The following is a 22,019-nucleotide window of genomic DNA, read 5'->3' on the forward strand; positions in this document are numbered from 1 at the left end:
AGGAGCCGCGTGTACCGCAGCAAACGGGGCCGGCTGGTCGGGTTCGCCTACCTGGCGCCCGCCCTGGCCTTCGTCCTCGTCTTCACCGTCTATCCGCTCGGCCAGATGATGTGGATGTCCCTGCACAACTGGTCGCTGCTCACACCGCCGGTCTGGGTCGGGTTCGACAACTACGAGCGCGTGTTCGGCGATCGCCAGTTCTGGGTCTCGTTCCTGTTCACGCTGAAGTACACCGCGCTCATCACGCCGGTGCTGATCGTGGGTGGCTACCTGCTGGCCCTGCTGACCGCGCACAACTCCCCGCTGCGCAAGGTCACCCGCACCGTCGTGTTCGTCCCCGTGGTCATCGGCCTCGGCGTGTCGAGCCTGCTCTGGTACTGGCTCTTCAGCGCCGACTTCGGCCTGGTCAACCGGGTGCTCATGGACCTGGGCCTGGTCTCCGGGCCGGTGCTGTGGCTGGGCGTCGACGCCGACATGTCCAACCTGGCCATCAGCACCTCCGTCGTGTGGAAGGTGATCGGCTTCGGCATGATCCTCTTCGTCGGCGCGATCCAGGCGGTGCCCACCGAGATCACCGAGGCGACCATGGTCGACGGCGCCAGCCACCGGCAGCGGGTCACCCGGGTCATCCTGCCCCTGACGCTGCGCACGGTGCTGCTGGTGACGCTGCTGAGCGTCATCGGTTCGCTGCTCGCGTTCGACCAGTTCTACATCATGACCGCGGGCCAGCCGCAGAACGAGACGGCGACCTCGGTCTTCTACGTCTACCTCAACTCGTTCCCGTATCTGAAACTGGGCTACGGCGCCGCACTGTCGATGGTCCTCGCGGTCACCATCCTGGCGTTCACCGTCGTGCAGCTGCTCCTGGCCCGCCGGAGCGAGGTGTGATGGCCCGCGGTCTGCTCGACGCCCGGGCCCGCGTCGCGGGTCCACGGCGCGAGCCCCGGCGCGGCAGCGGCGGTCCCGGCCGGACCCGCTACCTCGTCGGCGCGATCTGCCTGGCCATCTGCGCGGTGATGCTGATGCCGCTGGTCATGTCGGTGCTCGCCTCGGTGAAACCGACCGCCGAGGCGGCCGCCTCGCCACCGACCTACCTGCCGCACTCGGTGAGCCTCGACAGCTACCAGCGGCTGTGGTCGTACCAGCAAGGGCTGCCGACGTACCTGTGGAACAGCCTCGGCACCGCACTGCTGACGATCGCCTTCACGCTGCTGCTCACGGTGCCCGCGGCGTACGCCCTCGCCCGGTTTCCGATACCCGGCAAGGAAGTCATCTTCGTCGTGCTGCTGCTGGCGCTGATCGTGCCCTACCAGGCGATGCTGACGCCGATATTCCTGATGTTCGCCGACATCGGGCTGACCAACTCGCTCGTCGGCCTCGCCATCCTGCACACCGCGATCCAGCTGCCGTTCAGCCTCTACATCCTGCGCAACAGCTTCAGCGCGGTGCCCCGCGAGCTGGCCGAGGCGGCCATTGTGGACGGTGCGTCGTCGTGGCAGGCACTGGTGAGGATCTTCCTGCCGTCGACGGTGCCGGCGATCGTCACGGTCGCGCTCTTCGCGTTCATCATGTCGTGGAACGAGTTTCTCGGCGCGCTGGTGATGATGAGCAAGGGCTCGAAGTTCACCCTCCCGCTGATCCTGGCCGCCGCCCGCACCGAGACCAGCCTCGGTGGCACCGACTGGGGCATGCTCCAGGCCGGGATCACCATCTCGATCATCCCGTGCGTGCTGGTCTACCTGCTGCTGCAGCGGTACTACGTGTCCGGCCTGATGAGCGGAGCGACGAAATGAAGGTAAGGATCACGGACGGGTTCTGGGCCGATCGGCTGCGGCTCAACCGGACGCGCACCATCCCGCACGGGTTCGAGCAGCTGCGCCGCTCCGGTGTGCTCGACAACCTGCGGATGGCGGCCGGCGCGCAGGGGCGGTACCAGGCGTACTCCGACAGCGCCGGCACCGGCCTGAAGTTCCTCGACTCCGATGTGTACAAATGGCTGGAGGCGGCGGGCTGGGAGCTCGGCCGAGGTGCCGACGAGGGCCTGGCCGCGGCCGCCGACGAGGCGATCGGCGTGGTGGCGAAGGCGCAGCGCGCCGACGGCTACGTCAACAGCTTCGTCCAGGTGGTCGGCGGCGGCACACCCCACCGCGACCTCGCCTGGGGCCACGAGTTCTACTGCGTCGGCCACCTGATCCAGGCGGGGATCGCGTGGCACCGCGCGCTCGGCGACGACCGCCTGCTCTCCATCGCGCGACGGGCCGCCGGCCGGGTCGACGAGGAGTTCGGGCCGGGGCGGCGCGACGGCGTCGACGGGCATCCCGGCATCGAGATGGCGCTGGTCGAGCTGACCCGCGTGACGGGGGAGCGGCGCTACCTCGACCTGGCCGCCCGGCTGCTCGACCTGCGCGGGCGCGGGCTGCTCGGCGCGGAGCGCTTCGGCGCCGCGTACTGGCAGGACCACGCGACGGTCCGGCAGGCGGCGACGGTGGCCGGTCACGCGGTGCGCCAGCTCTACCTCGACTGCGGAGCGGTGGACGTGGCGGTGGAGCTCGGCGACGAGGAGCTGCTGGCCGCCGTGCGCCGCCGCTGGGACGATCTGATCCGCACCCGGACGTACCTGACCGGCGGGATGGGCAGCCGGCACCGCGACGAGGCGTTCGGCGACCCGTTCGAGCTTCCGCCGGACCGCGCGTACGCCGAGACGTGCGCGGCCATCGCGAGCGTCATGCTGGCCTGGCGCCTGCTGCTGGCCACCGGCGACGTGTCCTATGGGGACGCGATCGAGCGGGCCATGTTCAACGGCGTGCTGTCCGGCATCTCGCTCGGCGGCACGTCCTTCTTCTACACCAATCCGTTGCAGCGCCGCACCTCACGCACCTACGAGCCACCCGGCCACAGCGAACGCGCCCCCTGGTACCCGTGCGCCTGCTGCCCGCCCAACCTGATGCGGCTGCTCAGCAGCTGGGAGCGGTACCAGGCGACGAGCGACGGCACGGGCGTGCGGCTGCACCAGTACGCGACCTCGGAGATCTCGACCGGTGACGTCGCGCTGTCGGTGCGCACCGACTACCCGTGGCAGGGTCGCGTCACCGTCCACATCGGTCGGACGCCGGACGAGGCTTGGACGCTGGCGCTGCGCGTGCCGGCGTGGTGCACCTCCGCCACGGTCGCCGGCCCGGACGGCATACGGGACGCCGGCCCCGGCCCGGTCGAGCTGTCCCGGCGCTGGCGGGCGGGCGACACCGTCGTGCTCGATCTCGACCTCCGGGTGCGCGCCACCGAGCCCGACCCGAGGATCGACGCGGTACGCGGCTGCGTCGCCGTCGAGCGCGGCCCCATCGTCTACTGTGTCGAGTCGGACGACCTGCCCCCGGCGATCCAGCTCGAGGAGCTTACCTGGGATCCGGATCGGCGGCCGGTCACCGTCGCGCGGCCCGACGTCGGCGCGGCCGTGGGCGTGCGGATCCCGGTGCGGGCACCGGGTCGTGACGGCGAGCTGGTCGCCGGCGCCATCCCGTACTTCGCGTGGGGCAACCGCCGCGCGGACGGCATGCGCGTGTGGATCCCGCGGTGATCCGACGCCGCGACCGAGCTCCTCGACAACCAGAGGCCAAACCCTGAGTGCAATCGTATTCGTGCTAGTCTGGCCGCGATGTCGCCCGCTGCACGAGGTCCCCGGTCATCCCCGGACGAGGCGCCGGACGCGGGTGATCCGCCGGCGCCGTCCGCGGGTCCGCGTCCGGCCCCGACCATGCGCGACATCGCGGCCGCGGCCGCCGTTTCGCAGAGCACCGTCTCCCGCGTCCTCAGCGGGGTGCCGACCACGGTGCGCATCGGCGCCGAGACCCGGGAGCGGGTCATCCAGGCGTCCCAGCGGCTCGGATACCGGCCCAACCCCCTCGCCAGGGGCCTGCGCGGCGCGTCCACCAACCTGATCGGCGCGGTGGTGCGCGACTTCAGCGACCCGTTCTACTCCGGCGCGGTGGAGGCCCTCGTCGTCGAGGCGATGGCCCACGGCTACAACGTGGTGCTCGGCCACGTGCACGGCCGGCTCGACGCGGCGACCTCGTTGACTTCGGTACTCGAGATCCGGCACACCGACGCCATCGTCCTGCTCGGCGACATGGGTGCGCAGCCGCAGCTGCTGGCCGACCTGCGGGCCTCCCAGGTGCCGGTCGTGGCGCTGTGGCAGGGCACCAGCCCGCTGGAGTTTCCCACCGTCGACGCCAACGACCGGGCCGGCATCTGGTCCGGCCTCAGCCACCTCGCGTCGCTGGGCCACCGGCGCATCGCGTTCGTCAGCGCCGTGCTCCCCAACGACTACCGGGTGCGCGACGACGCCTACGCCGACTTCATGCGCGAACGCCTCGGCGGCGTCCCCGCCGGCTACCTGGAGCGCTGCCCCAACACGCTGGCCGGTGGCGACGCCGCGCTCCGGCGCCTGCTGGCACTGCCCGACCCGCCGACCGCGGTGGCGACCTCGACCGACCTGGTCGCCATCGGGGTGCTGCACGCCGCGCACAGCCTCGGCGCCACCGTGCCCGACCGGCTCTCCGTGGTCGGCTTCGACGACATCCTGATCGTGAGCCACACCGTGCCCGCACTCACCACACTGCGGATGCCGATCGCCGAGGTGGTCGGCCACGCCGTGCGCCAGGCGGTCATGCTGGCCCGCGATCCCGACGCGGCCCGCGAGCCCCGCCTCGACGTCTTCGACCCCGTCCTGGTCGTCCGCGACTCGACCGCCCCACCCGCGAGCTAGCGAGGTTTCGCGGTCGGCGTTCTCACCCCGGCCCCTGCGGGGAGCCGCAGGCCGTCCAAGGTGTCCCCGCGGCCACGACACCTCACCACCGCGCCGCCGCCCGCGCCGGACGTTCGCCGGTCCGCGGGACGGCCGGTCCTGGTGTGACGAAAAGGGCCGACCCCTCGTGGGGCCGGCCCTTTCGGTGGTGCGGATCGTCAGGAGGTGGAGTAGCCGCGGGTGGCGATCCAGTCGGCGAGGTTGTCCACGCTGATGCGGTAGGAGGCCTGGTCCGGGTTCGCGGAGTCGGCGATGGTGACGGTCTTCCCGTCATCGCGGTAGCCGACGACGCTGATGTAGTGGCCGCCTTCGAAGGAGTGGGTGACGCCGTCGGTGTCGGTGGTGGTGCCGGCGATGTTGGCGACCACCGCGCGGCTTTCGTCGATGGTGCGGACGATGTCGGTGCGCAGCTTGTCGGTCTGCTTGCCGTCGGCATTGTTCTCGCGGATCTCCACCGACTTGTAGGCGTCGTCGTCGCCGGTTTCCTTGTTCAGGACCGGGGTGATGTCGTTGATGCTGTTGGTGCCGGCCTCGGTGGTGCCCATCTCCTTGGCCATGGCGTCGACGTCGATGTTCTTGCCCTGCACGGACAGGGCGTTGCGGGCGGCGGCGGGGCCGCAGTAGTAGAAGTTCGGCTGGGCTTCGTAGCGCACGTTCAGCTCCCGCTCACCGGCCGGCTTACGGTCGGCCTGCGCCTGCGCGGCCGGGCTGGCCTGGGCGGCGACGGCGGGGCCGGCGATGCCACCGGCGGTGGCGGCGACACCGGCGACGGTCAGGGCGAGCTTGCGCAGGATGTCGGTACGCATGGTGAGTTCACGCCTTCCGTTGGGGGGACACACGGGGATACACGGCACGCACGCGCCGGGGACGCGGATGCCTTGCGTAAAAGCGGATTTCTCAGGAGGATCGCCGGCGGCCCGTGGGCCTGCTCGGGCGTCCGGGGGATGTAACCATCCGCGGCGGCGGGCGATTCCCGCCAGGCGCGGGCCCGTGTGGTGGCGGGCTGGGCGACCGGCCAGCGCGCGGAGCGCGGCGCGGTCTGGCATATGTAACGACCCCGGCCCCGGCATGATTCCGGCGGTGGCGTGGCCCCGGCCACGGGACGCCCCGGCATGAACCGGACATCGCGCCCGATACCGGAGAGCCCGCAGCTCGCGGGGACGAACGCGGCAACCGGTGGGTGGCTGCTCAGGTGTGCCAGCCGGGCGGCAGGTCGTCGAGCTGCACCACCCACGCCCGGGCGAGACCGTCGATCCGCCCCGGCGCCAACCCCATCTCGCCGAGGACGGCGACCGCGTCGGAGCCGGGTCGGGGCGCCGGCCGCCCGGCCCGGAGCGACCGGCTTTCCAAGGTCACGGCGGTACCGGGCATGACCACCGCACCAGCCTCGTCGCTCACCTGGGTCATGGACAGCCCCTGCGCGCGTACCGCGGGGTCGACCATCAGCTCGGCCAGCTCCACGACGCGGTGCGCGCCCAGGCCGGCGGCGCGGAGCCGGTCGACCCACGTGGCGACGGTGCCGGTGGCGAACGCCGCCTCCAGCGCCGCGACGAGAGCGTCGGCGGTGCGGCCGGAGATCGCCGCCAGGCCGTCCACCGCGGCGAGCGACGGCAGGTCGTCCGGGGCCGCGCCGAGGTAGAACCAGCCGTCGGCCGCCGGGTAGAACCGCTGTAACGGGCCGGCGCCGAGGGCCCAGAGGCCGGCCGGCTCCACGCCCGGCAGCGGCCCCGCCTCGGGCTCGACGATCAACGTCGCCTGGTGCAGCGTCCCCACCTGGGCCAGCGACGTGCTGACGCGCAAGCCCTCGCCGCGTACGACCTGGTGGTAGATGGCGAGCGCGGCACCCAGAGCCGCCACGGCGCCGGTGCCGTAGTCGAGCACGTTGTACGGCCCTTGCACCATCGGTCGGCGGCCGCGGCCGGCCCGTTCGACGATCCCGGTGGCCGCCTGCCCCTGCGTCTCGTACCCGCGCCGGCTCTCCCAGGGGCCGCCGTCTCCGTAACAGCTCACCGACACGTAGACGATGTCGGGCCGGTGGGGCCGCACGTGCTCGTACCCGGTGCCGTAGCGCTCGGCGGTGGCCCGCGGGAAGTTCTGGAGGAGGACGTCCGCCTCCCGCACGAGCGGCCAGAGCACCTCCTCCTGGCCGCGGGCGGACTCGACGTCGACCAGCATCGTGCGCTTGCCACGGTTGACGTACCCGTGCGCGTCGACCCGGCGCTGTGGAGAGTTGATCTTGATGACCTCGGCGCCGAACTCGCCCAGTAGCCGCCCGGCGGTCGGCCCGGCGAGCACCTGCGTCAGGTCGATCACCCGCTTTCCCGTGTACGGCGGCGCACCCGTCGCGGGCCGCGTGGCCGGGCGCCGCGGCGGGGGAGCGTCGAGGGCGGCCAGGATGGCGGCCCGGTCGGCGTCCGGGAGGTGCCGCGGCCGCAGTGGCGCCTCGTGCGCGGAGAGCCGTATCGGGCGCCCGGGCATCCAGGTCGGTCCGAGGAGCGGGTCGTCCAGGCGGACGACCGCCCGCGTCTCACGGGCATGGTCGGTCCGCGTCCACTCGGCCGCCGTGCGCACCATGCACAGTGGAACGCCCGCCGCGTTCGCGAGGTCCTCCCACTCCCGCGCGGGCCGCTGGAGGAACAGTGTCGTAAGCCGCGCGCGCAGTTCGGCAGCGAGCGTGGGATCGGCCGCCAGCCGCTGCCGGGACGTGAAACCCTCACCGATCCACGACGACCGGCCGGCAGCGTCGAGGAACCAGCTCATGAAGCGCATGCTTCCGCCGATCGGGTCGAACCGCACGTGGCGCCCGTCGGCACAGCGGTAGGTGCCGCTGCCGTTGGGATCCCGCCGCTTCTCCGGCGGCCGGCCGCGCTCGACCGGGTACGCGCCGGCGACCCCGATCAGCTCGAACGTGGCGTTGAACAGCGGCGCCTCGATCCGCTCACCGCGCCCGGTGCCGTGCCGCTCGGTGAGCGCCGCGACGATCGCGAGGCAGCCGAGGAACGCGGCGAAGTTGGCGGCGAGCGGCAGCGCGGAGTAGCTCGGCCGGGACCAGTCCCAGTCGTCCGGCGCCTCGTCCCGCCGCGGCCGGCAGTTGCCGGTCGCCGCGGCGATCACCCCCTCCCACCCCGGCATCGCGGCTCGCGCCGTGGTCGGCGAGGATCACCGCCGCGAGGGGGCCCGCGACGTGGTGACCGAAGTCGACCACCGAGATGCCGTCGAGTACACCGGGCACGGCTCAGCCCACCTGCCAGGCGGTCCACTTCTTGGTCACCTCGGCGACGTTCTGCGCCCAGAAGGCGTTGTCCTGCCGCACCATCGCGCCGCCGCCCGAGGTCAGGAACGGGTTGAAGAGCTTGGCCGTCTCCGAGTACGGGATCGTGTTGGGGTCGACGTCGGTGCGGACCGGAGCGTCGCCGCTCATCGCCGCGTACTTGATCAGCTGGGCCGGTTCGAGGGCGAAGACGATGGCGTCCTCGGCGGCCTTCGCGTGCGGCGCGCCCTTGGGGATGAGCCAGTTGGCGTAGTCCCAGCTGGTGAAGTCCCAGACCGGGGCCATGGTGCCGCCGCTGTCGTTGATGATGGCCAGGCGGTTGCCGGTCGTCAGGGTCATGGTGGCCTGCTTGGCGACGAGGTTCTGCTGCAACGCCGTGTACGACGGCGCGAAGATGATGTCGGACTTGATGGTGTCGAGCTTCCTGAGCGCCCGCTCGACGTCGAGCGGGTACAGCTTGTCCGGCGGCACGCCGTCGGCGACGAGGGCGACTTCGAGGGTCCCCTTCGGGTTGGTGTAGATCACCCGCTTGCCGGGGAACGTCCTGGTGTCGAAGAAGTCGGCGACCTTCGTCGGGACGGTGCCCTTGTACGCCGTGGTGTCGTAGGCGAACTCGCTCGCGAACTTGATGCCCGGCACCGAGCACTCGGTGGTCGTGCCCTCCGGCACCAGCGTGGCGGGCATCCTGCTGGTGTCGACCTTCTCGAACAGGGTGCCGCAGTAGGCGTTCGCCAGGTACGAGCCGGTGTGCACGACGTCCCAGATCGTCTTGCCGGCCTCCACCATCGTCTGTAGCTGGCTGATGTAGGTGGGCGAGCTGACGTTGTCGAACTTGACGCCCGTCTTCGCGGTGAACGGCTCCTGGATCGCCTTGGCCTGCTGGTTCATCGTTTCCCCGCCGATCGTCTGCCAGGCGAGGGTGATCTTGTCGCTCGGCACGGCCCGCGGCTCTCCGCCAGAGCTGGAGGAGCCGCACGCGGTCGTTGCCAACATGGTCGCCATCAAGGGGATCAACAGTCTCTGTGGGGACACGGCACCTACCTATTTCAACGGGGGACACGGCCGGCGGTGCGGGGTCGCTACCGGCTCGCGGGGAGGACACCGGGGATGGATAGCCCGGAACGGTAGACCGGAATTGTCAGACGGTCAATCATTTCTTTACAGCCCTGAAACATGGGCTGTCGATCGGAAACCGTTGCTGGGCAAGGCGTTCGACCCCATACCGGTCGCAAGGTGCGGTCGCGGGTCTGTGTGCCGACCCAAGCCGAGCCACCTCGGTCTTGTGCGCCTCCACATTCCCGCACCGGCCGTGCCGGGGTTAGCGTCGGGCCGACCCGGAGGCAGGGCGAGCGCTGAGCGCGACCATCGTCGACGGAGCGGCCGTGGCCGCCGGCCGACCCGGCCTGGTCGGCGCCGGCGCGGTCAAGCCCGGCGCCGGGTCAGGACAGGAACGGGCGCACGTCGGCGGCCGCCTCGGCGCCGTAGCCGTCGGCCAGGCGGTCGAGCAGGTAGCCACGGTCGGTGGGGTGCTCCTGGGCGCCGGCCGTCTCCAGCGCGATGACGGCCAGGGTGCAGCCGAGCTGGGCCGCCCGCTCGTCGCTCAGGCCCCAGTGGCAGCCGGCCAGGAAGCCGGCTCGGAAGGCGTCGCCGCCCCCGGTCGGGTCGGCCAGCGTACGGGGCTTGGGCGGCCGGACGACCGTCGGCTCGCCACCGCCGCGGGTGACCGTGACGCCCTGCGCGCCCAGCGTGGTCACCACGACCGACACCCGGCGCACGAGCTCGACCGGCGGCCAGCCCGTCCTGTGCTCGATGAGCCGGCGTTCGTACTCGTTGCCGAACAGGAACTCGGCGCCGTCCACGAGGGCACGCACCTCCTCGCCGCCCAGCCGGGCCAGCTGCTGGGAGGGGTCGGCGGCGAACCGGTAGCCCCGTGCGCGGCACTCCGCGGTGTGGTGCAGCATCGCCGCCGGGACGTTCGGCGCGACGAGCACGAGCGGTGTCCCGCCGGCCCGGTCGACCACCGGCGCCAGCTCGATCGTGCGGGACTCGGCCATCGCGCCACTGTAGAACGACGCGATCTGCTTGCCGGCGTCGTCGGTCGTGCACAGGAACCGGGCGGTGCGCCGGGTCGCGGAGACGTGCAGGCATCCGGTGTCGACGCCGTGCGCGCGCAGCCAGTCGTCGTACTCGCCGAAGTCCGTGCCGACCGAGCCGACGAGTACCGGCGCCAGCCCGAGCCAGCCGAGGTTGAACGCGATGTTCGCGCCCGAGCCACCCCAGCGGATCTCGAGCTCGTCGACCAGGAAGGAGAGCGAGAGCGCCTCGACGTGCTCGGGCGGCAGCTGGTCGGCGAAGCTGCCCGGGAACACCATGCGGTAGTCCTGGGCGATCGCGCCGGTCACGATGAGGGTCATCCCCGCAGCATCCCAGCCGGGCGGCGGGCGGGCACCGTGCGAAGGTCCAAGAGCCGGGCCGGGTTCGTTGTGGCGGGGCACAGCTCGCGCACCGCCTGTTGTGGACGGCCGTGCCCGCCGTCCGGGCGGGTCGAGCGGGCCGGGCATCGACAGGCACCTCCGGGCAGCGGGCGGTGGGGCCCAGAGGCTAGTCCCACCGCTCCCGGTCTGGAATGTGGTGGCGCACCAGACCTGGGTGGCGTGGTTTGGGTTGGCGCACAAATCGGGTCTTGCCGCTGCCGGCAGCGGCGGTCCGGATGCCTTGTGCGAAGCCATGTCCGGCCTGTCAGCGCCGTTTCGAGCCTGTTAAGAAATGATTGACGGTCTGACAATCTCGGTCTACCGTTCCCGGCAATCCGTTCCCGGCGTCCACCCCCTGCGGACCGGTGGCCCCGCGCCGCCGGCGATGTCCCCCGTCGAAGGTGAGGTAGGTCCCGTGTCCCCACAGAGACTGTTGGCGCCGTTGGTGGCGACGATATTGGTGACGACCGCGTGCGGCTCCTCGTCGGGGGGAGCGCCGGAGGCCGTGCCGAGCGACAAGATCACCATCACTTGGCAGTCCACCGGCGGCGAGGCGCAGAAGCAGGAGGCGCAGGCTCTCCAGGAGCCGTTCACGGTGAAGACCGGGGTGAAGTTCAACAACGTCACCTCGCTGAGCTACATCAGCCAGGTGCAGACGATGGTGAAGTCCGGCAAGACGGTCTGGGACGTCGTGCACACCGGCTCGTACCTGGCCAAGGCGTACTGCGGCACCCTCTTCGAGAAGATCGACATGGCGCGGATGCCGGCCACGCTGGTGCCGGAGGGCACGACCACCGAGTGCTCGGTGCCGGGCACCAAGTTCGCCACCGAGTTCGCCTACGACACGACCGCGTACAAGGACACCGTCCCGACGAGGATCGCCGACTTCTTCGACACCGGGACGTTCCCCGGCAAGCGGGTCTTCTACAACAACCCGAAGGGCATCCTGGAGGCAGCCCTCGTCGCCGACGGCGTGGCTCCGGAGCGGCTCTACCCGCTCGACGTCGACCGCGCGCTCGGGAAGCTCGGCACGATCAAGTCCGACATCATCTTCGCGCCGTCGTACACGGCCTTCCAGCAAAACCTCGTCGACAAGCAGGCGACCATGGCACTCGGGCTGAACGGCCGCCTGCACATCACCAACGACAGCGGCGGCACCATGGCCCCGGTCTGGGACTTCACCAGCTGGGACTACACCGCGTGGCTCATCCCCAAGGGCGCGCCGAACGCCAAGGCCGCCGAGGAAGCGGTCGCCTTCGCGCTCGAACCGGAGCAGCTGGTCAAGTTCTGCGCCATGAACGGTCTGACGCCGGTCCGCACCGACATCGACCCGAACACGATCCCGTTCGCCGAGACGGCCAAAGTCTTCAACCCCTTCCTGGGCTCCGACCGCGGCCGGCAGGCGCGGCAGGACAACACCTACTGGGCGGAGAACGTCGCGGAGGTGACCAGGAAGTGGACCGCTTGGCAGGTGGGCTGACCGTGACCGCCGCACCTGAGGTGGGCGTGCGGCCCACACCCGTACGGCGGGACGTGGCCCGATGGGTGACCTCTCGCGCGGCCACCCTCGTGCTCCTGATTCCGGCCGTCGTCGCGTTCTGCCTGTTGTTCCTGTACCCGCTCGGCCGCATGATCCACGTCAGCCTCACCGAGCCGACGAGCGGATTCGGCAACTACGTCAGCCTCTTCACCGACGGCTACACCGTCCGGGTGATGATCCGTACGATCTGGGTGGCGCTGCTCGTGGCCCTCATCGACATCCTCATGGCGTTTCCGTACGCCTACGCCATGACGGTATCGGGGCGGCGGATGCGGGCGGTGCTGTTCACGATCGTGCTCATCCCGTTCTGGACGAGCGCGATCGCCAAGAACTTCGCCTGGCTGATCCTCTTCCAGCGCGACGGCCTGCTCGACCGCGCGTTCGGGGTCTCGCTCCTCGGCACGACTCCGGCCGTGGTGATCGCGATGTCGCAGGTGCTGCTGCCGTTCGCGGTCCTGCCCCTCTACGCGCGGCTGGACCAGATCGACCGCCGGCTGCTCGACGCCGCGCAGGGCCTCGGCGCGACCCGGTCCGGGGCGTTCCGCGGCGTCTACCTGCCGCTGTCGGTGCCGGGCATCGCCGCGGCGGCGACCCTGACGTTCATCCTCTCGCTCGGGTTCTACGTCACGCCCGCGATGCTCGGGTCGACCCAGCAGACGCTGATCGCACAGCTCATCATGATCCGCGTACAGCAGGTGCTGGACTTCGCCGGCGCGAACGCGATCGGCATCCTCCTGCTCGCCGTCACCCTCGCCATGCTCGGCCTGAGCCGGCGGCTCTCCACCCGGCGCGGCGGCGGCGCGGCGGGCGGCAAGGACCTCGTCCAGACGATCGGTGGTGACCTGTGAAAGCCGGCCGGTCGTCCCTGTACGCCCTCGTGTTCCTCATCGCGCTGCTCGTCACCGTGCCGACGCTGTTCCTGATCCCGATGAGCCTGTCGAGCGGCACCACGTTCCAGTTCCCGCCGCCCGGCTTGTCCGGCCGCTGGTACCAGAACCTCGTCGAGGAACCGGAGTGGCGCGCCGCGGCCGTGACCTCGCTCAAGGTCGCGGCCATGGTCACGCCGCTCGCGCTCGTCATCGGCACGTGCGCCGCGTTCGGGCTGCTCCGCCTGGGCCGGCGCCTGCGCACCGCTGGCTTCACCACGCTGATATCGCCGCTCGTGGTGCCGCACATCCTGCTGGCGCTGGCCATCTACGGCACGTTCCTCAAGCTCGACCTGAGCGGTACCTTGCAGGGTCTGGTCCTCGGCCAGACCGCGCTCGCGGTGCCGTTCGTCCTGATCCCCGTCCTGACCCGGCTGCAAGGCTACGACAGGTCGATGACGTCGGCGGCCCTGAGCCTGGGCGCCTCGCCGCTCACCGCCTTCCGGACCGTGACGCTTCCCCTCATCCTGCCGGGGATCGCCGCCGGCGCCGTGTTCGCGTTCGTCGCCTCCTTCGACGAGCTCGTCGTCGCACTGCTCCTACAGGGACCGGGCGCCACCACCCTCCCGGTCCAGATGTTCAACAGCGTCACCGAAGAAGCCAATCCGACGATCTCGGCCGCCTCGACGATCCTCGTCGTGGTCGTGAGCCTGGTCATCCTGTTGGTACAGCTCGGCTGGATCCGTACGGACCAGAAGGCAGGACTTCATGGACACTGAGCGCCGCACCGGTCACATCGAGATCCGCAAGCTGCGCAAGCGGTACGAACCGCACGACGAGCCGGCCGTGGACGACATCGACCTCACCATCGAGTCGGGGGAGTTCATCACGCTGCTCGGGCCCAGTGGGTCGGGCAAGACCACCACACTCAACATGATCGCGGGCTTCGTGCAGCCGACGTCCGGGACGATCCGGCTCAACAGTCGCGACCTCGCCGAGGTGCCCACGCACAAGCGCAACTTCGGCATGGTGTTTCAGAACTATGCGCTGTTTCCGCACATGACCGTCTTCGACAACGTGGCGTACCCGTTGCGGCAGCGGCGGCTCCCGCGCGAGAAGACGCGCACGCTGGTGGGCGACATCCTCGCCCTTTTCGGCCTCGGCGGCATGGAGTCCCGCAAGCCGGACCAGCTCTCCGGCGGGCAGCAGCAGCGGGTGGCGCTGGCCCGCGCGGTGGTGTTCTCACCGGCGGTGCTGCTGCTCGACGAACCGTTGGGCGCGCTCGACCGGAAGCTGCGCCAGGCGCTACAGGCCGAGGTGAAGAGGCTGCACCGCGACCTGGGCCTGACCTTCGTCTTCGTCACCCACGACCAGGACGAGGCGATGTTCCTCTCCGACACCGTCGCGGTGTTCAACAAGGGCCGGGTCGAACGGGTGGGGACTCCCGGCGAGCTCTACGACGACCCGGGCACGCTGTTCGTCGCGGGCTTCCTCGGCGAGGCGAACGTGTTCGCCGGCTCGCTGGTCGATCCGACCACCTACCTGTGGATGGACCGGAAGTGGCGGGTCGCCGGCCCGCCGCGCGCCGGCGACACGGTGCTGGTCGTCCGGCCGGAAAAGGTGCGGGTATTCGACCTGGAGTCCGTGCCCGAGGGCTGGAACTCCACGCCCGCGGTGGTGACCGACCGCTCGCACCTGGGTGCGGTGTGCAAAGTGGACATGACGTTTCCGGACGGGGCCACGGGATCGGCGACCATGCCGACCGACGCGGCGGTGACGGTGCGGCCGGGGGAGTCGGTGCTGGCCGCCTGGGAGCCGGGTGCGCAGGCGTTCGTCCAGCCGGAGCGGGCGTGATGTTTCCCGACTACGCGGCGCTGTGTGCGCGCACCGACGGGCCTCCCGGATCGTCGTGGGGGCTCTTCGGGCCCGACGACGACCTGGGGATGCTCAACTTCCTGACCCCGCAGTGCGCGGTCGCCGCCGCCGCGCTGGTGACGACCGGCGAGGTCTTCGACCTCGACTACCCGCTCAACACGTTCGTGCCGAGCCTGGCCGGGACGCGTCCGGCCACCCGGCACACGATCTTCGCGAACAACCCCAACCATCGCGACGACTGGGTCGACTCGTTCTACCTGCAGTCGACCTCGCAGATCGACGGCCTGCGCCACATCCGGCACCCCGTGGCCGGCTTCTACAACGGCGTGGCCGACGCAGAGATCGTCGAAGGCGCACCCCGCCTGGGTATCCAGCATGTCGCCGAGCACGGCATCGTCGGCCGGGGGGTGCTGCTCGACATGCCCCGCCTCTTCGCGGCGCAGGGGCGGGAGATGGCGCACAACCAGGCGTTCACGCCGGCCGACCTGGACGCCGCCGCGCGGCTGCACGGCGTGCGGTTCACGTCCGGCGACATCCTGCTCGTCCACACCGGATGGGCGCAGTGGTACCTCGGGCTCAGCACCGAGGAGCGCGCGTCGCGGCGGCGGGGATCGCCGGGCCTGCACCAGTCCCACGAGATGCTCGGATGGTTGTGGGACCACAGGTTCAGCCTGGTCGCCGCCGACAACTCGGGTCTGGAGGCGATCCCGGTCGCCCCCGACTCCGGGTTCCACCTTCCGGACGAGCCGCCACCGGAACGCGGCCCCAGCCACAACGGCATGATGCACCGGCAGTTGCTCGCCCTGCTCGGCCTGCTGCTCGGCGAGCTGTGGAAGCTCTCCGCGCTGGCCGAGGCGTGCGCGCGCGACGGCCGGTACGAGTTCCTGCTCACGGCGAAGCCGCTCAACCTGGTCGGTGGCGTCGGCTCGCCACCGAACGCCATGGCGGTGAAGTAGTGACGACCGCCAGCGGCCAGATGGCCGAAGTCGCCGGTCTTCGCGTCCGCAGCGGCTGGGAGCGGCTGCCCCCGGGCCTGACCCACCGCGACGTGGCGGACGTGGCGGTGGACCGGCTCGACCGGGTCTACCTGTTCGTACGGTACGACTCGCAGGTGCTCGTCTTCGACCGGGACGGCCGCCACCTACGCTCCTTCGGCCGAGGGATGTTCAGGATGGCCCACGGCATCACGGTCGACGGCGCCGGCTGTGTGTACTGTGTGGACAATCTCGACCACACGGTCCACAAGTTCAGCCCGCGCGGTGAGCTGCTGCTGACCCTGGGTACGCCGGGGATCGGCGCGGCCACCGGGATCCGGCCGGGCGATCCGGTCAGTGTCCACAGTGTCGAGCGGGTCCGGCACCCGGGTCCGCCGTTCAACGGATGCACCGACGTGGCCGTCACCGACGGCGGAGACCTCTTCGTCTCCGACGGGATCGCGTTCGACTCGCGCGGCAGCCTGTACGTCGCCGAGGTGACCTACAGCTTCGCGGTGAGGCCGGGCTGGGTGCCGGGCGACCACGCGAGCCACCAGATCCAGCGGTTCGATCCCGTCGACGCGTCCGAAGCCGACCGTTGAACGCGCCCCCGGGGTTGTCGCCGTGCACAAGTCCCGCCGGCCTCGCTTGTCCCGCGCCACATGGTGTCGACCCCGGACCGGGGCCGCGCGTGGTCGAGGAAAACCGGGTGCTGCGCGAGGTCGTCGCGCTGTACACCCAGCTGTCCGGCCTCGCCGTCCAGGACAGCGACCTGCGCTCGGTGGTCGCGCTGATCGCGGACCGGTTGGGGGTCGGCGCGATGGTGATCGACGACGAGCACGACGTGCTCGCCTCGGCCGGGCCGTCGCCCCAGGCGGTCGAGGACGTCCACCACCAGTTGCGCCAGCTCGACCCGGGGAAGGTACTCGCCGCGTCCGCCCGGGCCCGGCGCGCCATCACGCTTCCCGGCGTCGACGACGACGTGGCGCTGGTCGTCGCGCCCATCGTGACGGGCGAGGAGATCCCGGCGTACCTGCTCACCGGCCGGCCTGCGGGCGGCGGCGCGGTCGAGGACCTCGGCCTGCTCGCCACCGAGCATGCGGCGATGATCTGCGGAATCGTCCTCGGCCGGCACCGCCTCGTCGCCTCGGTGGTCGGCAACGCCCGGCTGGACCTGGTCGAGGCGCTTCTGCTGGCCCGCGACCGGAGCGAGTTCGAGCTGCACAACTGGGCCCGGCACCTCGGCATCGACGACCGCCGGCCGCACGTGGTGATGACCGTCGCGCTCGAGCCGCCGCGCGGCGGCCGCGGCGGCTCGGCCGCCGGCCTCGCCCGGTTGGCCGCCTTCGTCGAGCGGCTGCTGACGGCCCGGCTGAGCGAGGCGACCGTCGCCCGGCGGGACACCAACGTGGTCGCGATCGTGGCCGTCGGCGAGGACGCGCGGGCCGCGGTGGACGAGGTGACGGCAGTGGGCCGGCTGTGCCGCACGTCGTCCGAGGCGCGCTACCCGGGCAGTGGTGTGAACGTCGGCGTGGGCGGCGTCTGCCGGGGGCTGGCGGACTTCGCCCGGTCGTACGCCGAGGCGCGGCTCGCCGCGGAGACCACGATCCGGATGACCCGCCTGGGTGGCGTCGTCGCGTTCCGGGACCTCGGCATCCAGCGGTTGCTGTCGCGGGTGGCCGATGTCGAGGACCTGCGCGCGTTCGCCGCCGACGTGCTCGGCGAGCTGGTCGCCCACGAGCGGACCAACTCGACCGACTATCTCGGCACGCTCAGCGTCTACTTCCAGCAGAACGACAGTCCGAAAAGGACAGCAAAGATCATGTACCTGCACCCGAACACGGTCACGTACCGCGTCCGGCGGGTCGAGGAGATCACCGGTCTGAGCCTTTCGTCGTACCGGGACCGGCTGACGGTCCAGGTGGCGCTGGAGATCCTCAATGGACTCGGAGACGAGCGGTGAGCGTGCGGAGTGAGCTGGCCGCGATGCTCCGGCGCCGGGTCCTGGTCTGCGACGGCGCGATGGGCACGGTGCTGCACTCGGTCGGCAACTCGCTCGACCAGTCGCTGGTCGAGCTGAACCTCTCCAACCCGGCGCTGGTGCGTTCGGTGCACGACAGCTACGTCGAGGCCGGCGCCGACATCGTGCAGACCAACACGTTCGGCGCGTCCCGCCTGCGGCTGGCCGGCTACGGCTACGCCGACGCGGCGGCCGACATCAACCGTGCCGGGGTGGCGATCGCGCGGGCCGCCGCCGAAGCGGCCGGACATCCGGTCTTCGTGGCCGGCTCGGTGTCGCCGGCCGTGACGGTACGCCAGCGGGCCAAGGCGACCCCCGCCGAACGCCGCTCGGCGCTGCGCGACCAGATCGGGGCTCTCGCCCAGGCGGGGGTGGACCTGGTCGTACTGGAGACGTTCGGCTACCTCGACGAGCTCGTCGAGGCGATCGACGTGGCCGTCGAGGTCAGCGACCTGCCGCTGGTGGCACAGTCGACGTTCGCCACCGACGGGCGGACGCTGAGCGGTCACGCCCCGGCCGAGGTCGTGTCGGCGGTCGTCGCGAGGGCGGGAACCAACCTGTTCGCGCTCGGCGTCAACTGCACCCTCGGACCGCAGGGCTCGCTGGCGGTCCTCGTGCAGCTCGCCGAGCGGACCAGCGTCCCGCTGAGCGTCCAGCCCAACGCGGGGCTGCCGCGGCGGGTCGCGCCGGACCGGTTCGAGTACGAAGTGGACTCGGACTACTTCGGGCGCTACGCGCAGAAGATGGTGGCGGCCGGTGCGGCCGTCGTCGGCGGGTGTTGCGGCACGACTCCGGAGCACATCCGGGCGGTCGTCGACGGCGTCTCCTCGGCCGCGCCGGAGCGCTCGCGGCGAGCGGCCGTCCGCCCGCCGGCCGAGCGCGCCGCGGCCGCCCACCCACCGTCCGGCCTGCTCGGTGACGTCGGCTTCGTCCTCGGTGGACTCGTGGCGTTGACGGCGGCGGACGCGACCGACCCGGCCGGACAGCTGGCCGGCGTGCTGCGGCGGGCGGCTCTGGCCCACGAGGCCGGCGTCGACCTGGTCTGCGTGCGATCGGAGCCGGGAGTACGCCTGTCCACCAACCCGGTCAGCGCCGGCACGGCGGTGCAGGACCAGCTCGGTCTGCGCGCGGTCGCGGGCGTCTCCACCGCCGGCAAGTCGATCATGAGGTTGCAGGCCAGCCTACTCGGCGCGCACGCCCGCGGCGTCACCAGGATTATCTGCGAGACGGGCACCCCGACCCTGGCGGGCGACTACCCGAACGCCGACGGTCGCTGGGACGTCGACTCGGTCGGCCTGGCGGAGCTGCTCGCCGGCCTCAACGCCGGCGCCGACCACAATGGACTGCGGCTGGCGAGCCGAACGCGGTTCGAGATCGGGGCGTGGATCAACCCCGGGGCGCGCAACTTCGCGGCGGAGCTGCGCCGCACCCGGGCCAAGCTCGACGCCGGTGTGCACTTCCTGGTGACCCGGCCGATCTTCGAGCACATCGCGCTGTCGCGGATGCTCGAGGTGGTCGCCGGTCGGGTGCCCGTCCTGGTGAGCCTGCGCGCCTTGACGAGCTTCAAGGAGGCCGAGTACCTGCGCCACGAGGTGCCCGACGTGGTGCTGCCGGACAGCGCGCTCGGGGCACTGGCCCGGGCCGGCGCCGCGCAGCGCCGGGTCGGCGTCGAGCTGGCGGTCGACCTGGCCCAGCGGGTCGCCGGACTGGTCGGCGGACTCCTGGTCGGCGTGGACGACGATCCCAGCGCACTGGTCGAGGTGCAGCGTGCGGTGAAGTCCCTCAAGGAGGGGCACCTCGGCCCGTGACCAGCCTGGCCCGCGCCTTGCCGCGCTCAGTGGACCTGCTGCTCGGACATCTCCGACAGCCGGGCGACACCCGTCTTCGCCGCGGCGCGGACGTGCGCGGCGCACGCCTGCCCGGCCCGCTCGACGTCGCCGGCCTCGATGGCGTCGACGATCGCGGTCAGCTCGTGCACGGAGTCCAGCGCCCGGCCCGGCACCGACAGCGACGTCGACCGCAGCAGCCTGATCCGGCTCTGGAGGATCGTCAGCATCTCGGTCAGCGGCGGGCTGCTCGCCCCCGCCAGCAGCGCCTCGTAGAACGCGTCCTTGGCGCGCAGCCGCTTGTTCGTGTCTCCGCGGGAGCGGACCGCCTTCTCGTACCCGGTCAACGCCCGCCGCAGCTCGCGCACCCGCTGTGGGGTGGCCCGCTCGACGAACCGCTGCACCGCGAGGACCTCGAGCGCGACGCGCATCTCGTAGATGTCGACGGCCTCGGCGACCGACAGCACCGACACGATCGCGCCGCGCTGCGGGATGACCGTGACGAGCCCTTCGGACGCGAGCCGCGTGAGCACCTCGCGAACCGTGGCACGGGAGACGTCGAGCTCCTCGACCAGCTTGCGCTCGATCAGTCGCTGGCCCGGCCGGATCTCGAAGTCGAGAATCGCCTGACGCAGGACGGACAGCACCTGCTCCCGCAAGGGTGCGGCGACCCGGCCGACCGGACCGACGCTCCACTGGGAGGCGCCGTTGGCCTTGGCCGGCGTGCGGCTCGCCGTCTTGGCCGGCGTGCGGGCCGCGGCTTTGCTCGGCGTACGGCTTGTGGCCTTGGCCGGCTTGCGGGGCGTGGGCTTCGGGGCGGCCACGGTCTTGCGGGGCGCGGACTTCGCGGCGGCCATGGTCACACCACCACCCGCGGCGAGCCCGGACGGGCACGAGGAACAGCGATCGGCATGACGCTCGACATGGCTCTGGACGCGCTCCCTCGCACAAGAAACGGGATTCTGTCCGACCAGCATACCGCCGGTCCAGGACCGCGACCGCGGCTTGTGGCCGGACACAAGATTGACGGACCGTCAGACAATCCCGTGGTAGCGTGAGTCCGCTCCGCCGGCCGCGGGTGAAAGGGATTTCGATGACCTACGACCTGCTGCTCGTCAACGGCCACGTGCTCGATCCGGGCCAGGGCATCGACGACCGGCTGGACATCGCGATCGCCGGCGGCCGGATCGCTGCGGTCGAGCGGGAGATCCCGCCCGGGCAGGCCCGCCAGGTGCTCGACCTGGGTGGCACGGAGCGGTACGTCGTGCCCGGCCTGATCGACGTGCACACCCACGTGGCGTACGGGGCCACGACGTCCGGTGTCGGCATGGAGTGCTGCGAGCCCGACTTCATCGGCGTCGAGTCCGGCGTCACCACCGTGCTCGACGCGGGTTCCGTGGGCGTCGCGAACGTCGGTGTGCTCGCCGCCCACGTGGTCGACCGGGCCAGGACCCGGATCATCTGCTACCTCAACGTCGGCAGCCACGCGCACACCATGCCGGGCAAGGCCGACGTGACCGCGCTGACCGACGTCGACGCCGACGCGATCCGGGCCTGTGTCGCGGCGAATCCCGGTCTGGTACGCGGTTTGAAGCTCCGGCTCGTCGGCCCGCTGGTCCTGACCGACGGCGAGGAGATCGTCGCCCGGTCCAAGGCGATCGCCCGCGAGCACGGCCTGCCGCTGATGGTGCACATCGGCGACCTGTCCGGCACGGCGCAGACCGCGGCCCGGATGCAGGAGGTCACCCGATTTCTGATCGAGTCGTTCGAGCCGGGCGACATCCTGACCCACCTGTGTACGCCCAACGTCGGCGGCGTGATGCACGCTTTCGACCAGACCGCACCGCTGCTGGCGGCGGCCCGCGCCCGCGGCGTCGTGCTCGACTCCGCGCTCGGCATGGGCAACTTCGGCCACCGGGTCGCCCGGGAGCAGCGCGCCGCCGGGCTCGGGCCGGACACGATCAGCTCGGACCTCACCGTGTTCGGCCAGAGCTTCCACAGCCTGCTGGAGTGCATGGCCAAGTTCATGGCCGTCGGATACAGCCTGTCCGAGGTGGTCGCGATGACGACGGCGAACGCCGCCCGCGCGATCGGCCTCGACGACACGCTCGGCGCGGTCGCGGCCGGGCGGGAGGCCGACCTGACCGTGTTCGACGTGGTGCCGGGCGAGTTCGAGTTCACCGACACGGTCAAGGAGTCGTTCACCGGAGAGGCCGGGCTGGTGCCGGTGCAGACCATCCGGGCCGGCGTGCCGTACGCGCCGCGCTGGGGCACCCACCCGTGGGGCTGGTTGCCGGCGCGGGCCACGGCGGCCGGCACCCCTTCCCCCGCGGCCACCGCCGTGGCCGCCACGAGCTAGAGGAGTCGCGCGC

At 71.4% G+C, this 22,019-nt stretch carries 18 protein-coding genes and 1 pseudogene; 13 read left to right on the forward strand and 6 right to left on the reverse strand.

The genetic code is table 11. The features are described from left to right. The first annotated feature begins 9 nt into the window (after positions 1–9). The 4 genes from RB614_RS23570 to RB614_RS23585 all read left to right on the forward strand — a co-directional run bounded on the left by RB614_RS23570 (position 10) and on the right by RB614_RS23585 (position 4,762). The gene (locus tag RB614_RS23570) at positions 10–888 is read left to right on the forward strand and encodes a carbohydrate ABC transporter permease (RefSeq protein WP_308714782.1); all 879 of its coding nucleotides are present in this window, start codon (positions 10–12) and stop codon (positions 886–888) included. Beyond that, positions 888–1,793, forward strand: coding sequence for a carbohydrate ABC transporter permease (locus tag RB614_RS23575; RefSeq protein WP_308714783.1), 906 nt, complete (start codon positions 888–890; stop codon positions 1,791–1,793). Before RB614_RS23570 ends, RB614_RS23575 begins: the two co-directional genes overlap by 1 nt. Continuing rightward, positions 1,790–3,574, forward strand: coding sequence for a glycoside hydrolase family 127 protein (locus tag RB614_RS23580; RefSeq protein WP_308714784.1), 1,785 nt, complete (start codon positions 1,790–1,792; stop codon positions 3,572–3,574). The genes RB614_RS23575 and RB614_RS23580 overlap by 4 nt, the downstream gene beginning before the upstream one ends. A 177-nt stretch (positions 3,575–3,751) precedes the next feature. Further along, on the forward strand, positions 3,752–4,762 hold the full coding sequence (locus RB614_RS23585) for a LacI family DNA-binding transcriptional regulator (RefSeq protein ID WP_308714785.1): 1,011 nt from the start codon (positions 3,752–3,754) through the stop codon (positions 4,760–4,762). Positions 4,763–4,959: 197 nt separating this feature from the next. Here the strand turns inward: RB614_RS23585 and RB614_RS23590 are convergent, their stop codons facing one another. The 5 genes and pseudogenes from RB614_RS23590 to RB614_RS23605 form a co-directional block, all read right to left on the reverse strand. After that, positions 4,960–5,607: a C39 family peptidase gene (locus tag RB614_RS23590; RefSeq protein ID WP_308714786.1), complete on the reverse strand. Its 648-nt coding sequence runs from the start codon at positions 5,605–5,607 to the stop codon at positions 4,960–4,962. Between the two features lie 382 nt (positions 5,608–5,989). Then, positions 5,990–7,933 (reverse strand): CoA transferase, encoded by a 1,944-nt coding sequence (locus RB614_RS23595; protein WP_308714787.1) that lies wholly within the window; start codon positions 7,931–7,933, stop codon positions 5,990–5,992. A gap of 19 nt (positions 7,934–7,952) precedes the next feature. Next, positions 7,953–8,033: pseudogene (locus RB614_RS44325) on the reverse strand (hypothetical protein); the annotation flags it as partial. A 3-nt stretch (positions 8,034–8,036) separates the two neighbouring features. Then, positions 8,037–9,011, reverse strand: coding sequence for an extracellular solute-binding protein (locus RB614_RS23600; RefSeq protein ID WP_308714788.1), 975 nt, complete (start codon positions 9,009–9,011; stop codon positions 8,037–8,039). A 500-nt stretch (positions 9,012–9,511) separates the two neighbouring features. Continuing rightward, entirely contained in the window at positions 9,512–10,486 is a 975-nt protein-coding gene (locus RB614_RS23605; RefSeq protein WP_308714789.1) for a carbohydrate kinase family protein, read from the reverse strand. Between the two features lie 520 nt (positions 10,487–11,006). Between RB614_RS23605 and RB614_RS23610 the strand changes: the two genes are divergently transcribed. The 8 genes from RB614_RS23610 to RB614_RS23645 all read left to right on the forward strand — a co-directional run bounded on the left by RB614_RS23610 (position 11,007) and on the right by RB614_RS23645 (position 19,629). Next, on the forward strand, positions 11,007–12,026 hold the full coding sequence (locus RB614_RS23610) for an extracellular solute-binding protein (RefSeq protein ID WP_308714790.1): 1,020 nt from the start codon (positions 11,007–11,009) through the stop codon (positions 12,024–12,026). 2 nt (positions 12,027–12,028) lie between these two features. Then, entirely contained in the window at positions 12,029–12,934 is a 906-nt protein-coding gene (locus tag RB614_RS23615) for an ABC transporter permease (protein WP_308714791.1), read from the forward strand. Next, complete coding sequence (locus RB614_RS23620; RefSeq protein ID WP_308714792.1) at positions 12,931–13,731, forward strand: ABC transporter permease; 801 nt, start codon at positions 12,931–12,933, stop codon at positions 13,729–13,731. Before RB614_RS23615 ends, RB614_RS23620 begins: the two co-directional genes overlap by 4 nt. Continuing rightward, on the forward strand, positions 13,721–14,806 hold the full coding sequence (locus RB614_RS23625; RefSeq protein WP_308714793.1) for an ABC transporter ATP-binding protein: 1,086 nt from the start codon (positions 13,721–13,723) through the stop codon (positions 14,804–14,806). The genes RB614_RS23620 and RB614_RS23625 overlap by 11 nt, the downstream gene beginning before the upstream one ends. Next, a complete protein-coding gene (locus RB614_RS23630; RefSeq protein ID WP_308714811.1) occupies positions 14,806–15,783 on the forward strand; it encodes a cyclase family protein in 978 nt (325 codons plus the stop codon). Before RB614_RS23625 ends, RB614_RS23630 begins: the two co-directional genes overlap by 1 nt. Further along, positions 15,783–16,403 (forward strand): NHL repeat-containing protein, encoded by a 621-nt coding sequence (locus RB614_RS23635; protein ID WP_308714794.1) that lies wholly within the window; start codon positions 15,783–15,785, stop codon positions 16,401–16,403. Before RB614_RS23630 ends, RB614_RS23635 begins: the two co-directional genes overlap by 1 nt. 89 nt (positions 16,404–16,492) lie before the next feature. Further along, on the forward strand, positions 16,493–17,764 hold the full coding sequence (locus tag RB614_RS23640; RefSeq protein WP_308714795.1) for a PucR family transcriptional regulator: 1,272 nt from the start codon (positions 16,493–16,495) through the stop codon (positions 17,762–17,764). Then, positions 17,761–19,629 (forward strand): bifunctional homocysteine S-methyltransferase/methylenetetrahydrofolate reductase, encoded by a 1,869-nt coding sequence (locus tag RB614_RS23645; protein WP_308714796.1) that lies wholly within the window; start codon positions 17,761–17,763, stop codon positions 19,627–19,629. The genes RB614_RS23640 and RB614_RS23645 overlap by 4 nt, the downstream gene beginning before the upstream one ends. A 26-nt stretch (positions 19,630–19,655) precedes the next feature. Here RB614_RS23645 and RB614_RS23650 read toward each other — a convergent pair whose 3' ends face one another. Continuing rightward, complete coding sequence (locus tag RB614_RS23650) at positions 19,656–20,504, reverse strand: GntR family transcriptional regulator (protein WP_308714797.1); 849 nt, start codon at positions 20,502–20,504, stop codon at positions 19,656–19,658. Between the two features lie 236 nt (positions 20,505–20,740). On the opposite strand from RB614_RS23650, the gene RB614_RS23655 reads away from it, so the two are divergent. Beyond that, entirely contained in the window at positions 20,741–22,006 is a 1,266-nt protein-coding gene (locus tag RB614_RS23655; protein ID WP_308714798.1) for an amidohydrolase family protein, read from the forward strand. Positions 22,007–22,019 lie beyond the last annotated feature (13 nt).

The sequence above is a fragment of the Phytohabitans maris genome, assembly GCF_031085175.1.
In the GTDB taxonomy this organism is placed as follows: domain Bacteria; phylum Actinomycetota; class Actinomycetes; order Mycobacteriales; family Micromonosporaceae; genus Phytohabitans; species Phytohabitans maris.

What these genes read in the sequence shown, in the direction of transcription:
- RB614_RS23595 (WP_308714787.1), bottom strand. Translation starts at nt 7,933, where the DNA reads ATGCCGGGGTGGGAGGGGGTGATCGCCGCGGCGACCGGCAACTGCCGG.
- RB614_RS23655 (WP_308714798.1), top strand. Translation starts at nt 20,741, where the DNA reads ATGACCTACGACCTGCTGCTCGTCAACGGCCACGTGCTCGATCCGGGC.
- RB614_RS23605 (WP_308714789.1), bottom strand. Translation starts at nt 10,486, where the DNA reads ATGACCCTCATCGTGACCGGCGCGATCGCCCAGGACTACCGCATGGTG.
- RB614_RS23585 (WP_308714785.1), top strand. Translation starts at nt 3,752, where the DNA reads ATGCGCGACATCGCGGCCGCGGCCGCCGTTTCGCAGAGCACCGTCTCC.
- RB614_RS23630 (WP_308714811.1), top strand. Translation starts at nt 14,806, where the DNA reads ATGTTTCCCGACTACGCGGCGCTGTGTGCGCGCACCGACGGGCCTCCC.
- RB614_RS23650 (WP_308714797.1), bottom strand. Translation starts at nt 20,504, where the DNA reads ATGGCCGCCGCGAAGTCCGCGCCCCGCAAGACCGTGGCCGCCCCGAAG.
- RB614_RS23590 (WP_308714786.1), bottom strand. Translation starts at nt 5,607, where the DNA reads ATGCGTACCGACATCCTGCGCAAGCTCGCCCTGACCGTCGCCGGTGTC.
- RB614_RS23575 (WP_308714783.1), top strand. Translation starts at nt 888, where the DNA reads ATGGCCCGCGGTCTGCTCGACGCCCGGGCCCGCGTCGCGGGTCCACGG.
- RB614_RS23625 (WP_308714793.1), top strand. Translation starts at nt 13,721, where the DNA reads ATGGACACTGAGCGCCGCACCGGTCACATCGAGATCCGCAAGCTGCGC.
- RB614_RS23580 (WP_308714784.1), top strand. Translation starts at nt 1,790, where the DNA reads ATGAAGGTAAGGATCACGGACGGGTTCTGGGCCGATCGGCTGCGGCTC.